This is a genomic window from Vibrio sinaloensis (assembly GCF_023195835.1).
GTDB lineage: Bacteria > Pseudomonadota > Gammaproteobacteria > Enterobacterales > Vibrionaceae > Vibrio > Vibrio sinaloensis_C.
In genome coordinates this window covers 1114112-1127548 of the sequence record NZ_CP096200.1, presented here as the reverse complement: position 1 = coordinate 1127548, position 13437 = coordinate 1114112, and the positions used below count along the sequence as shown (strand labels likewise).

Annotated in this window: 13 protein-coding genes; 6 read left to right on the top strand and 7 right to left on the bottom strand. The window is 48.5% G+C overall.

Annotation, left to right across the window (positions count from 1 at the left end; genetic code table 11):
• Nucleotides 1-81: 81 nt before the first annotated feature.
• The 4 genes from zwf to MTO69_RS18610 all read left to right on the top strand — a co-directional run bounded on the left by zwf (nucleotide 82) and on the right by MTO69_RS18610 (nucleotide 4110).
• Complete coding sequence (gene zwf, locus MTO69_RS18625) at nucleotides 82-1584, top strand: glucose-6-phosphate dehydrogenase (protein WP_248335619.1); 1503 nt, start codon at nucleotides 82-84, stop codon at nucleotides 1582-1584.
• Entirely contained in the window at nucleotides 1581-2297 is a 717-nt protein-coding gene (pgl, locus tag MTO69_RS18620; protein WP_248334904.1) for a 6-phosphogluconolactonase, read from the top strand. Before zwf ends, pgl begins: the two co-directional genes overlap by 4 nt.
• Before the next feature lie 35 nt (nucleotides 2298-2332).
• On the top strand, nucleotides 2333-3781 hold the full coding sequence (gene gnd / locus MTO69_RS18615) for a decarboxylating NADP(+)-dependent phosphogluconate dehydrogenase (RefSeq protein ID WP_248334903.1): 1449 nt from the start codon (nucleotides 2333-2335) through the stop codon (nucleotides 3779-3781).
• 191 nt (nucleotides 3782-3972) lie between these two features.
• Nucleotides 3973-4110 carry a hypothetical protein gene (locus MTO69_RS18610; RefSeq protein ID WP_248334902.1) on the top strand — a complete coding sequence of 46 codons (138 nt, stop codon included), beginning with the start codon at nucleotides 3973-3975 and terminating at the stop codon, nucleotides 4108-4110.
• Between the two features lie 58 nt (nucleotides 4111-4168).
• On the opposite strand, the gene MTO69_RS18605 is transcribed toward MTO69_RS18610, so the two are convergent.
• Complete coding sequence (locus tag MTO69_RS18605; protein WP_248334901.1) at nucleotides 4169-5920, bottom strand: sigma-54-dependent Fis family transcriptional regulator; 1752 nt, start codon at nucleotides 5918-5920, stop codon at nucleotides 4169-4171.
• A 247-nt stretch (nucleotides 5921-6167) separates the two neighbouring features.
• On the opposite strand from MTO69_RS18605, the gene exaC reads away from it, so the two are divergent.
• Nucleotides 6168-7688, top strand: a complete 1521-nt coding sequence (gene exaC, locus MTO69_RS18600; RefSeq protein ID WP_248334900.1) for an acetaldehyde dehydrogenase ExaC — start codon at nucleotides 6168-6170, stop codon at nucleotides 7686-7688.
• A gap of 49 nt (nucleotides 7689-7737) precedes the next feature.
• On the opposite strand, the gene MTO69_RS18595 is transcribed toward exaC, so the two are convergent.
• The 3 genes from MTO69_RS18595 to MTO69_RS18585 form a co-directional block, all read right to left on the bottom strand.
• Nucleotides 7738-7908 (bottom strand): hypothetical protein, encoded by a 171-nt coding sequence (locus MTO69_RS18595; protein WP_248334899.1) that lies wholly within the window; start codon nucleotides 7906-7908, stop codon nucleotides 7738-7740.
• A gap of 116 nt (nucleotides 7909-8024) precedes the next feature.
• Entirely contained in the window at nucleotides 8025-8795 is a 771-nt protein-coding gene (locus tag MTO69_RS18590; protein WP_248334898.1) for a sulfite exporter TauE/SafE family protein, read from the bottom strand.
• Nucleotides 8796-8875: 80 nt separating this feature from the next.
• Nucleotides 8876-9703, bottom strand: a complete 828-nt coding sequence (locus MTO69_RS18585; protein ID WP_248334897.1) for a DUF6279 family lipoprotein — start codon at nucleotides 9701-9703, stop codon at nucleotides 8876-8878.
• Nucleotides 9704-9898: 195 nt separating this feature from the next.
• Between MTO69_RS18585 and MTO69_RS18580 the strand changes: the two genes are divergently transcribed.
• A complete protein-coding gene (locus MTO69_RS18580) occupies nucleotides 9899-10327 on the top strand; it encodes a DUF3010 family protein (protein WP_248334896.1) in 429 nt (142 codons plus the stop codon).
• A gap of 74 nt (nucleotides 10328-10401) precedes the next feature.
• Here MTO69_RS18580 and choV read toward each other — a convergent pair whose 3' ends face one another.
• Genes choV through MTO69_RS18565 form a run of 3 tightly spaced genes read right to left on the bottom strand, consistent with a single transcriptional unit; the run spans nucleotide 10402 to nucleotide 13424 of the window.
• Nucleotides 10402-11586: a choline ABC transporter ATP-binding protein gene (choV, locus tag MTO69_RS18575; protein ID WP_248334895.1), complete on the bottom strand. Its 1185-nt coding sequence runs from the start codon at nucleotides 11584-11586 to the stop codon at nucleotides 10402-10404.
• Nucleotides 11587-11588: 2 nt separating this feature from the next.
• Nucleotides 11589-12431: a choline ABC transporter permease subunit gene (gene choW, locus MTO69_RS18570; RefSeq protein WP_248334894.1), complete on the bottom strand. Its 843-nt coding sequence runs from the start codon at nucleotides 12429-12431 to the stop codon at nucleotides 11589-11591.
• 54 nt (nucleotides 12432-12485) lie between these two features.
• Nucleotides 12486-13424: a choline ABC transporter substrate-binding protein gene (locus MTO69_RS18565; RefSeq protein ID WP_248334893.1), complete on the bottom strand. Its 939-nt coding sequence runs from the start codon at nucleotides 13422-13424 to the stop codon at nucleotides 12486-12488.
• Nucleotides 13425-13437: the final 13 nt, after the last annotated feature.

Here is a 13437-nt window from a genome sequence, read left to right as displayed (position 1 = left end):
GGTGTCGTTGATACGGTTGGTGACCTATTGGTGCCAACCCATGAGGCACATGCTAACTACCTCGTTTTTAAGGGAAAGATGATGGTAATACCAGAAAACAGCAGCATCGTTATTTTTGGTGCTTCGGGAGACTTAACCTACCGCAAGTTAATCCCAGCTTTGTATCACCTCTACTCAAACAAACAGCTACCAGAGAATTTCGCCATTCTTGGTGTCAGCCGCACTGAGTACAGCGATGAGTCTTACCGAGAAAAGCTTAAGCGCTCGCTGCAAGAGATGGAAAAGACCGAGCCAGCCACTCTTGATGCCTTTATCAATCATCTTCACTATCAAGCCATCAACACCTCTGACAGTGCCGACTACAGTAAGCTCTGCACCAGACTTGACCAGCTTTCTGAGCAATATCAGTTCGATCAGCGCAATACTTTGTTCTATCTCGCGACGCCACCAAGCCTTTACAGCGTTATTCCGGCCAGCCTTGCTGAACATGGTCTTAACAACGAAGAAGACGGTTGGAAACGACTGATCATCGAGAAGCCGTTTGGTTACGATTTGGCCTCTGCACAAAAACTCGATAAAGAGATTCATGAGCACTTCCAAGAGCACCAAATTTACCGTATCGACCATTACCTAGGAAAAGAGACGGTCCAGAACCTACTCGTGTTCCGCTTCTCCAACGCGATGTTTGAGCCACTATGGAACCGCAACTTTATCGAGTATGTCGAGATCACTGGCGCAGAATTTTTAGGCGTCGAGGAACGTGGTGGCTATTACGATAACTCAGGCGCCGTGCGTGATATGTTCCAAAACCACCTGCTGCAAGTGTTGGCGATGGTTGGCATGGAGCCGCCGGCGCAAATAAACGCTGATTCGATGCGTGATGAAGTGGTCAAAGTGCTGCAGTGTTTGAAACCGCTCGATCAAGACGACTTACGCAACAATCTTGTGCTGGGTCAATACACTGAATCCGATGTTCGCGGCGAGTTCTTGCCAAGTTACCGCAATGAGCCGGGCGTGGCAGAAGATTCACGCACGGAAACCTATGTCGGTCTTAAAGCGTACATCAACAACTGGCGTTGGAACGGTGTGCCTTTCTACGTGCGCACCGGTAAACGCCTACCAACGCGCGTGACCGAAGTGGTTATCCACTTTAAACAAACGCCACACCCAGTGTTTGGTCACAATGCGCCTGAGAATAAGCTCATCATTCGAATTCAACCGGATGAAGGCATTCAAATGAGCTTTGGCCTCAAAGAGCCTGGCGCTGGTTTTAACGCTAAAGAGGTGAAAATGAACTTCCATTACGCTTCTTTGCATGAAACACAAATGTTAACCGCCTACGAACGCTTACTGCTTGATGCGCTGAACGGTGATGCGACCTTGTTCGCTCGCAGTGACGCCGTAGAAGCGTGTTGGCAATATGTACAACCGATTCTCGATTTCAAACAAGATCCACAAGCGCTGTTTGGCTACGCTTGCGGCACATGGGGGCCAAAAGAGTCTGACGACCTATTGCAACGTGATAATCGTGCGTGGCGTTTCCCATGTAAAAACCTAACTGACACGGATTACTGTGAACTATGATCAACCACAAGATTTTTCAAACAGCTCAACACGTTGTAGAAAGCTTAGCCGATGATATGCAAGCACTGAGCGAGCAAAATCGCCCTGTGCATATTTCTTTATCTGGTGGCAGCACGCCGAAAATGCTGTTCAAGCTGTTGGCGCAAGCTCCTTATGCGCAAAGTATTCAATGGCATAACCTACACTTCTGGTGGGGTGACGAGCGCTGTGTCGCACCGGATGACGCAGAAAGCAATTACGGCGAAGCTAATGCATTGCTGTTTAGCCAGGTCAATATCCCAGCAGAAAACATCCACCGTATTCTGGGTGAGAACGAGCCTATGGGCGAAGCCGAGCGCTTTGCCAAAGAGATGAGCGATGTGATTCCATGTGAAAATGGCACACCTGTTTTTGACTGGATTTTGCTCGGTGTCGGCGCTGATGGTCACACCGCTTCACTGTTCCCTGGTCAGACTAACTACGCAGACGAGAACCTATCTCTGGTTGCGTCTCATCCTGAATCTGGTCAGCTTCGCGTGTCAAAAACCGCGAAAGTGCTCGAAGCAGCAAAACGAATCAGCTACCTAGTGTTAGGCGCTGGCAAAGTCGATATCGTACACGAAATTCATACTACTCCGGCCAGTGAGTTGCCTTACCCGGCAGCGAAGATCCAGTCTAAGACTGGTGAAACAGAGTGGTACTTAGATTCAGACGCAGCAGCAAAAATCGCGTAACGCGAGTGCGCAAATAAATAGATTGGAGAGAAATAATGAAAGGTGATATCGGTGTAATTGGCCTCGCAGTAATGGGTCAAAACCTTATCCTAAACATGAACGACCACGGCTTTAAAGTGGTGGCTCACAACCGTACTGCTGCGAAAGTAGACGAGTTCCTACAAGGCCCAGCAAAAGGGACTAACATCATCGGTGCTTACTCACTTGAAGAGCTCGTTGAGAAGCTAGAAGCGCCACGTAAAGTGATGCTAATGGTTCGCGCCGGTGAAGTGGTCGACAAGTTTATCGAAGCGCTAGTACCTCTATTGGACAAAGGCGACATCATCATTGATGGCGGTAACACGAACTACCCAGACACTAACCGCCGCGTGGCTGCCCTGCGTGAGAAAGGCATTCACTTTATCGGTACTGGCGTATCTGGTGGTGAAGAAGGTGCGCGTTTTGGTCCTTCTATCATGCCAGGCGGCTCACCAGAAGCGTGGGAAGCGGTAAAACCTATCTTCCAAGGTATCTCTGCGAAAACTGACGCTGGCGAGCCTTGTTGTGATTGGGTTGGTAACGACGGCGCTGGCCACTTCGTTAAGATGGTACATAACGGCATCGAATACGGTGACATGCAGCTTATCACTGAAGCTTACCAGTTTATGAAAGATGGCCTAGGTATGTCTGCAGACGAAATGCAAGCCGTTTTCGCAGACTGGAACAAGACTGAGCTAGACAGCTACCTGGTAGAGATCACCGCTGACATCCTTGGCTACAAAGATGAAGACGGCGAGCCTCTGGTTGAGAAGATCCTCGACACTGCCGGCCAAAAAGGTACTGGTAAATGGACAGGTATCAACGCACTAGACCTAGGTATTCCACTGACGCTTATCTCTGAGTCTGTATTCTCTCGCTGCCTGTCAGCTCTTAAAGACCAACGCGTTGAAGCAGAGTCTCTATTCGGTAAGACAATCACACCAGTAGAAGGCGACAAGCAAGAGTGGGTTGATGCACTTCGTCAAGCGCTACTCGCTTCTAAGATCATCTCTTATGCTCAAGGCTTTATGCTGATGCGTGAAGCGTCAAACCAGAATGGCTGGGATCTAAACTACGGTAATGTTGCCCTAATGTGGCGCGGTGGCTGTATCATCCGCTCAGCGTTCCTAGGCAACATCCGCGACGCGTACGAAGCGAACCCAGATATCGCTTTCCTTGGTTCTGATGACTACTTTAAAGGCATCTTACAAAGCAGCCTACCAGCTTGGCGTAAAGTGGCGGCCAAGTCACTGGAAGCGGGTATCCCAATGCCTTGTACTATCTCAGCGCTTTCGTTCCTAGATGGTTACACGACCGCTCGCCTGCCAGCGAACCTACTTCAAGCTCAACGTGACTACTTCGGTGCTCACACTTATGAGCGTACTGACCGTCCACGTGGTGAGTTTTTCCACACTAACTGGACCGGTACAGGTGGCGATACGGCATCGACTACCTATGATGTATAACTGAAGGGATGAGTTTGGGGTTTATTCATACCCCACACTCATACTATAATTCTCGACCCATGGAGGATGTTAACCGAGTTAACATCCTCTATTTTTTGAAACCTGCAACAAGGAGTCTTGCGTCACAGTGATGCAGACAGTGGTGATTTACGTAACCGGGACGGTTATCACTCATATTTGAGGTTCTTAACATGACTATTAATAAGTACTTTGTTTTTGTTCCAAGCGCACAAAATAACAAGCTAACAAAGGAAGAACAGCAATTGTTAGAGAAGGAAGCTCAACGTCAGGCTTTAGTAAAACAGGCGCAGCAACAAGGCGGACTGTAAGGCTAGGTTTCAAAACAAGAAGGAGCTCGATTTGAGCTCCTTTTTTTGTCCGCGATTATCAGACACCCAGCGCTTTTAGCTTGCGATAGATGGTATTTCGGCTCACCCCTAGCACTCGTGATACTTTACTGATATTGCCATCATGGGCCCGATAAGTATCAAGCAAGGTTGAGTTCACCGTCGATTGTAGATCCTTGGCCGGTTGCGCTCGACTCAGCGACTGATGTTGCAAAATCTGTTTCGACAAATGGCTGGGAATATCACTCAACGTCAGTTGCGCTTGCTCACTGGCAATCAGGCAAGTGACTTTGAATAAATTGTCCAGTTCACGCAAGTTGCCGGGCCAGTGATATTCACACAAGGTATCGAGCAAAGCGGGTGACAGGGTTTGATGATGTGGCTTGTACTTGCTGTGCAGTTGTACGATAAGGGCACGTTTATCACTGCGTTCTCTTAGCGAAGGTAACTCGATAACCAATCCGTTGAGACGGTAGTAAAGATCTTCTCGAAAACGCCCTTCAACCACCAACTTTGCAAGGTCTTGGTGCGTGGCGGCGATGATTTGCAGATCCACTTGATGGCTGCGCGCCGAGCCAACAGGCATCACCACTTTTTCTTGCAACACGGTTAGCAGCCGGCACTGAGCATCCAGTGGCATTTCACCAATCTCATCCAAAAACAGGATGCCGCCGTCGGCTTGGCGAATTCGCCCTACATACCCTTTGCTGTTCGCCCCCGTAAAGGCGCCAGGCGCGTAGCCAAACAGCTCTGATTCGATCAGATCTTTAGCCAGCGCGCCACAATTTACCGTCACCAAAGGCGCACGGCTTCTCTCGCTCTGCTTGTGTAGCGCTTTAACGAACTCTCCTTTGCCGACCCCGGTCTCGCCGAGGATCAGTAGACTAATGTCTTTGCCTAATACCTTGTTCGCTTGCTGCCACGCGCTTTCTACCTTGTCTTCGCCACTATGCAGCTCACTGGCCGCAGTGACGTATGATTTACTCACCGTTGCGTGATTTAGCGAATGTTGCTTAAACACCAACGCCGTTTGCCGCTTTGAACGCTCCAGTAGCGTATCGATTTTTTCTCCGAGCATATTGGTTTGACGTGTCAGCTCACAAGCTACGTGATTGTGAGCCACAACTCGCCCATCGTGGTCGGCAATGACAATCCCTTGCCAACCTGTATTGAGCACCGATTCACTTAACGCTAGGTCGATTTGGATTGCCGCCTCTGGAATATGGGTCAACAAGCGGTTTTCTACTAGCTGCACCATATTCTGCACCAGAAGCTGTGTGGTCACATCGTGTTGGGCTTGCTCACTGGTGACATCCAATATGCCAACCAACTCTCCGCGATGATCAAACAATGGGCTAGCAGAACAACTGATAAAGCGATGTTGTTTGATAAAGTGTTGCTCTCCAATCACTGATACCGCTCGTTGTTCATACAAAGCCGTACCGATGGCGTTGGTCCCTTTCAGCCGCTCTTGCCAACAGTTTCCCGACTCCAATGCAATCTCGAGCAGCTTTTCGCGAAAGCGATCTTGACCCCAGCTTGCAAGAATCACCCCCTCGTTATCGGTCAGAATTAAACGGCTATCTGTACGGCTCAACACCTGATTAAACAGAGGCAGAGCGGCTTGCTCTACTGCTTCAATCACAAGCTTGTTTCGGTAACGTCGCTCTTTCATCACTGAATTGGACAGCACAGTATCTTCAGGACGTTTGATCTCTCTTAGCCCCGCATCACTACTGCGGCTCCAAGAAGAGGTGAGCCAATCATTCGCTTGTCTGTTTTGTAATTGCATAGTTGTTCCATTTTTGAGCAAAAGGAGTGTGCCATTTTGGAGCAGTTGAACATTTTGTTAACACTTCCCATCGTTAACAAGTGCTCAGCATCTCGCAACCCAAGCCTTGTCTACTCTAGCTCGGCCAATAGAATGCAACAAGTTTTTAACACTTGGTCTGTGATTTGCGTTTAGTCCATTCAACACTTCGGTGTTTGAGCTTGCTTAATCATTCAATACAACAACGAGATATCAATAAGGAAATAGTATGATCTACGCACAACCGGGGAGCACAGAGTCTGTTGTTTCATTTAAAACGCATTACGATAACTACATTGGTGGAGAGTGGGTGAAACCTGTTAGCGGCGAGTACTTCGATAACACTTCGCCCGTCAATGGACAGCCCTACTGTAAAGTCGCTCGTTCTGGAGAGGCGGACATCAATCTTGCGCTCGACGCCGCGCACAAGGTTCGCGCAAGCTGGGCGACAACCAGTGTCACTGAACGTGCCAACATCCTACTCAAAATTGCCGATCGAATTGAAGAGAACCTCGAGGAGCTCGCGGTCGCAGAAACATGGGAAAACGGTAAGCCGGTGCGAGAGACACTAGCCGCCGATTTACCGTTAGTGGTCGATCATTTCCGCTACTTTGCCGGTTGTATTCGCGCACAAGAAGGCAGCGCCGCAGAACTTGATGCCACCACAGCCAGCTACCACTTCCCAGAACCAATTGGGGTCGTTGGACAAATCATCCCTTGGAATTTTCCAATGCTAATGGCAGCGTGGAAGCTGGCTCCTGCCCTCGCTGCTGGGTGCTGCGTGGTGTTGAAACCCGCCGAACAAACGCCGACCTCCATCTTACTGTTGATGGAAAAAATCGGTGATTTGATTCCTGCCGGGGTGATCAATGTGGTCAATGGCTATGGTGACGAAGCGGGCCAAGCATTAGCCACCAGCAACCGCATTGCAAAACTGGCGTTTACTGGCTCGACTCAGGTCGGTAACCACATCCTAAAATGCGCCGCCGATAACCTGATACCGTCGACAGTTGAGCTAGGCGGTAAATCGCCCAACATCTACTTTGCCGATATATTCGACCATGAAGACGAGTATCTGGATAAATGTATCGAGGGCACCTTACTAGGCTTCTTTAACCAAGGAGAAGTCTGTACCTGCCCTTCCCGCGTTTTAGTACACGAGTCGATTTACGATAAGTTTGTCGCCAAGCTCTCAGAGCGCGCCAAAACCATTAAGCAAGGCAACCCACTCGATACCGATACGCAGGTGGGTGCTCAAGCTTCGCAAGAGCAGTTCGATAAAATCCTCAGTTACTTAGAGATTGGTCGCCAAGAAGGGGCTAAGGTGGTGTTTGGTGGTGGCATCTCCGAGCAGCCGCAATCACTCAATCAGGGATACTACATTCAGCCGACCATGTTGGAAGGCCATAACAAGATGCGCATCTTCCAAGAAGAGATCTTTGGCCCAGTGATTGCGATTACTAAGTTCAAAGACGAAGCCGAGGCGCTCGAAATTGCCAACGACACGGAATATGGACTAGGAGCAGGCGTCTGGACCCGTGATGCTAACCTTGCCTACCGCATGGGACGCAATATCGAGGCGGGACGAATTTGGATCAACTGTTACCACGCTTACCCAGCACATGCGGCGTTCGGTGGCTATAAGAAGTCTGGGATTGGTCGTGAAACCCATAAGATGATGCTTGATCACTACCAGAACACCAAAAACCTACTCATCAGCTATGATGTCAATCCGCTCGGTTTCTTCTAGAGATTAGGCAACAAATTAACCACTAAGAGCGCCGCAAGGCGCTCTATTTTTATGCGAAAAACCTATCTTTTACAAACAAGGCGGCGCTCGCCAACAAAGCCACGACCGACACCCAAAATAGCGCTGGCATGTTAAGTACCCATGCCAAGGTTGCTGATAAAAATGCGACAAAGGTAATCATGCGGCTACTGGACATGACTCTGCCTAGTTTTCTACTCATAACGCCTCCTTTGCAGGGGAAAACCCGTGCGGTTTTTGCTATTGCTTTGAGGCTATTATGCAGCGAAACAAGGTAAAATAAGCTAAAAGATCCTCAATCTGACGCCAAACGTGAAGCTAAGCATAAACGTCGACAAAAAAGTACAACGTCATAAAGATACTCGACAGGGCCACAAAACCTTTTACGTACTTTTGCTCTACTTTTCGCGATACTCGCGCCGCCACATAGCCACCGACTAACGTCCCGATCATAACGGCAAAGCCCTTTTGCCAATCAATCACACCGTCAAGCACAAACACCGCAATGGCTATCACTGAGACACAAGAGGAGACCAGCAGCTTCAAACCATTCATTTGGTTGATATCGTTATATCCAGCCAGTACTAGATAGCTGAGCACAATCACCCCTAAGCCAGCATTAAAAAAGCCACCATAAGAGCAAACCAGCAGCAGTAACAATCCAATCGCGACTTGCGACCAGAGCGGATGCAAAGAAGAAGCGCGAGCGGCTCTGGTTAGCCAAGCGCTGAGGTGATGACCAAACAAAAACAGCAAAGTCGCAAATAGCAAAAGCCAAGGGATAGCAATGATAAATTGCTGCTCTGAAACATTGAGCAGCAAATACGCCCCCAGAGCACCACCGAGCAAGCTAATAACAATGATGGTCGGTAACTTAGTCGCAGAGTGCGCAATATCTTGGCGAAAACCGTAGGCGCCGCTTAAATAACCGGCACACACAGCAAACGTATTGGTCGCATTGGCAGCGATTGCAGGTAAACCAACAAACATCAGCGCCGGGAACGTGATAAAGCTGCCTCCCCCGGCGATACTGTTTAATATGCCGCCCAGCACGCCTGCGCCAAACAATAGAATCCATTCCATAAGCAAACTTTTTTGTTTCCAAGATGTTATAGCTTAACGCGTCCTATGTTAACGCCAAACCATCTTGCACAAAAATTGTGCGCTGCTTATTGAATATCCATCGCCAATTGTTTCCAGTCAGTGACTTCGTCACGAAAGTGCTCAGTTTGCCTCTCTGTCATCAGATTGATCACTTCGGTGAGATGCACTCGTGCGACTTCGCGATTGTGCTCTATCTTGTTGGCTAACGTAGCCGAGTAATAACTCTCTGGCGCTGATATCAAGGTGTTTAAACGAGGGTTAAACACATCAGGGTTGTTTCTTTGTTCTAACAACGCATTGACCTCGACACGAACCTTGGTTTGGTGCGCGATCCAATCTCGTGAGGTGATTTGCAATCCATCCACCCAGCGTGACAACACCTGCTGCTGCGCTTCTGTGAGACGACCAAGCCAGCGTTTAAGGTTTTTCTCGATTCGCGCCTGATAGCGCTGTTTTATCTCGCTGTCTGATAAGTCTTGATAGCGATTTTTGTACTTAGTGTGCCTGACGCGCAGGCTATCCATGAACTCTTCAACTTGCTGATCAGAAAGCTGGCTTGCCAATAAGGCTATCTCAGGCGCGACCTGATTCGCCAAGCGCTTGGTGTAAGTGCGTATCTTATCTTCGTGATAGCGCATTTGCTCGAGCGTAAAAGCACTGGGCTGAACCGCTAACAACTCATCTAAGTAAGCGACATAACTGGGGATCTCTTGTTGGCGATGCCAAGCCGTCAGCTGCGCGACTTTATCACTCAACAGTTGCTCTTGGCTTTCATCTAGCTCAACGTAGTCTTCGACATATTCCACCGCCAGCCAATCGATATGATTGTACAAAAATGAGGTGCTGCATCCCGCAATCACCAGTACGACCAATAGCAGCAAGAGGTTTTTCATAGCTTGGCATATCCTTATAAAAAGCGGTTATTTTTGGCGTCGCTAATGTTCTGCCATTATTGACAGAGTTTAGCAACTCAACTCAGTTTATACGCATTTCGTCAGCGAATAACTCACTGCTGCCGCCGCATCACACTGTATCCATTGTCAGCATTGGCCGCTATAATGTCAGCTCAACAATAGATAGGGTTAAACATGAAAATCTGTGGCGTAGAACTTAAAGCAAATGACGCAATTATTTGTCTTCTCTCTCATGAAGATAATGTGGTTCATTTACCTGACTGTCGCGTAGCTAAACTGACGATTGGCAATGCAAACGACACGCAAGAAGTACGCAAATTCCAATTCGACTTCGCCAAGCTCGTCGAAGATTACAAAATTGAAAAAGTGGTGATCCGTCAGCGCCAAACTAAAGGAAAATTTGCCGGTGGCGCGGTTGGTTTTAAACTAGAAGCGGCCATTCAACTGATTGATGGATTGAAGGTCGAAGTCGTTTCTCCAAACACCATCAAAGAGAGCTTGAAAAAGAACCCTCTTGGTATCGCTTTCAAAGAGACTGGGCTAAAACAGTATCAAGAACAAGCCTTCACCACCGCCTACGCGTGTGCGATGAAACGCGGCTAGTAGTCAATAACATCACTGGCTAACAATGAAAAACCCAGCGTATCGCTGGGTTTTTGCTAGCTATGACTTGCGGCTTAAGCCACCTGGCGCTCTTTAAAGTTACCAAGCAATGCGTCATACAGCTCGTGATCGGTTAACACCCCTACCAACTGGTTGTTTTCGACCAGCAAAATCGGCTGATTGCTACGCTGTTTCAGTTCTATCGCTTCGCGCATACCGATATCGGGGCTCGCTTGAATCACATTGGTATGATCAATATCGTGCATTTTTACCTGCTGATCGTTCCAATCCAACAGAGTTTTGTCTGAGTTAACCAATACCAAGCCGCTTGCCTGTTGCTCCACCCACAGATCATCACGGGAGCAAATCTGCCAACGGTCATCTTGGTTGACCAGTTTTTCGCGCAGTTGCATCAGTGAGCGCCCTTTCAGCACGTTGAGAGGGTTAGTGTGCGCGACAAAGTCCTTCACGTATTCGGTTTCCGGCGCCAGTACGATTTGTTCTGGCTTGCCATGTTGGATGAGCTTGCCTGACTCCATAATGGCAATGTTATTACCAATTTTGAGTGCTTCATCTAGGTCATGACTGACAAACAAAATCGTCTTATTAAGTTTTTTCTGTAGTAACAAGAGTTCGTCTTGCAGTTGAGCGCGAATTAGCGGATCGAGCGCAGAAAACGGCTCGTCCATTAGCAGAATATCCGTGTCCATGGCAAAGGCACGCGCTAAGCCAACACGTTGCTGCATCCCGCCCGATAGCTCATGGGGATATTTGCTTTCCCACTCCGCCAAGCCGACCATTTCAAGCTGTTCGCGCGCTTTGGCGCGGCGCTGTGCTTTTGCCATACCTTGCATCTCTAGGCCAAATGCCACGTTGTCGAGTACGGTTAACCACGGCATCAACGCGAACTTTTGAAACACCATAGACACACGGTGAGTGCGCAGGTGGCGCAGTGTCTGCTCATCGCAATTGGCCAAATCTACGCTTTGATCGCCATCCTTGAGCTCTAAACTGCCACGCGAGATGGTATTTAAGCCATTAACAGCGCGCAGCAAGCTTGACTTACCTGAGCCTGACAAGCCCATCAACACACAAATCTCGCCCTCTTTGACCGTCATCGAGACATTATCCACACCGACCACTTGGCCAGTTTGATCAATGATTTCTTGACGCGTTTTGCCTTGGTCAAGCAGGTCTAACGCCTGTTGCTGTTTGTCACCAAACACCACGTCAAGGTTTTTTATAGTGATTGCATCCATGATTAAGCCTCTTTCTGGTTAGGTGTTTTACACAGGCGGTCTAGAATGATCGCGACCAATACAATCGCCAATCCAGCTTCAAAGCCTTGCGAAATGTTGACCGTGTTCAACGCTCGAACCACCGGTTTACCCAAGCCATCAGCACCGACTAGCGCGGCAATGACTACCATAGACAGTGACAACATAATGCACTGCGTCACACCAGCCATAATGCTTGGCATCGCCGCTGGTAACTCGACTTTAAACAGCAGTTTTCTGCGACTTGCACCAAAGGCTTTACCTGCTTCAATGAGCTCTTCTGGTACCTTAGTCATACCAAGGTAGGTCAGACGAATTGGCGCTGCGATTGCAAAGATAATGGTCGAAATCAGACCCGGTACAATCCCCAAACCAAACAGGACTAAGGTTGGGATCAGGTACACAAACGTTGGCACGGTTTGCATCAAATCAAGAATCGGTCTTAATAAGGCATAGAGCCATGAACGGTGCGCAGCCATAATTCCAAGCGGCACGCCAATTAATACGGAAATCGTTGTCGCTGCAAACACGAGAACAAAGGTTTCCAGCATCTCTTGCCAATACCCGAGATTAAGAATTGTTAGCAATGCACCCACGATGAACAATACCAAAGGAATGCTTCTATGCAGATACCATGCGATAGCTGCGGTCAGTATGATCGGCGCAGCCGGTGGCATCCATTTGAACACATCGACAACAAACATAATCACAGTTTCTAGAAAGATAGAGACCGCATCGAAAAAGCCAGCGCCGTTGAGCGTTAACCAATCGACAACCGTTTCCATCCATTCACCCACAGGGATTTTGTTGTTTGTAATAAAATTCACAATAAGACCTTTTTTAAATAGGAGGAGCCAAAGATCCGCTCCTCCTCAATGAGATTACGCGTTTGATTTAATGTAGTTGTTTACGGCTGTAGCTGCGTCACCACCATCAAGCGTTTTCACGCCTTCTAGCCAAGCTTCCACTTGTTGTGGATTTTCTTTTAACCATTGCTGCGCCGCTTTGGCAGGTTTTACATTTTGGTTGAGGATCGCTTCCATCAACTGGTTTTCCATCTCGAGGCTAAACTCAAGATTTTTGAGCAGTTGACCCACGTTTTGACACTGGTTTAGGTAACCCTGACGCACGTTGGTGTAAACATTGGCGCCGCCGTAATTAGGGCCGAAGAAGTCATCACCACCGGCAAGATATTCCATCTCAACATTGCTGTTCATCGGGTGTGGAGCCCAACCTAAGTACACAATCCACTGGTTACGACGCACGGCACGGGATACCTGTGACACCATGCCAGCTTCGCTCGATTCAACTAGGTTAAAGTCTTTAAGACCAAACGCATCGCTGTCGATCATCGATTGGATTAGGCGGTTACCATCGTTACCTGGTTCAATACCGTAGATTCGGTCTTTGAACTTATCCGCGTGTTTGGCTAGGTCAGCGAAGTCTTTCACCCCAGCGTCGTACACGTATTTAGGCACGGCGAGGGTGTATTTAGCGCCTTCTAGGTTTGCGCGCACGGTTTCAACTGTGCCTGCTTCACGGTATTTAGCGATATCTCCCTCCATCGTTGGCATCCAGTTGCCAAGGAAGATATCGATATCACCGTTCGCCATTGATGAGTATGTCACTGGCACTGAAAGCAGATCGGTTTTGGTGGTGTAGCCCATGCCTTTTAGCAGCTCGCTGGTGACTGCCGTTGTCGCGGTAATATCGGTCCAACCTACATCAGCGAAACGCACTGTCTCACATTGATTAGCGTAAGCGTTAAAAGCGAACGTACTGATCGCGAGGGTAGTCATTGTTTTTGTCATCATAGACATAGTGATTTCCTTG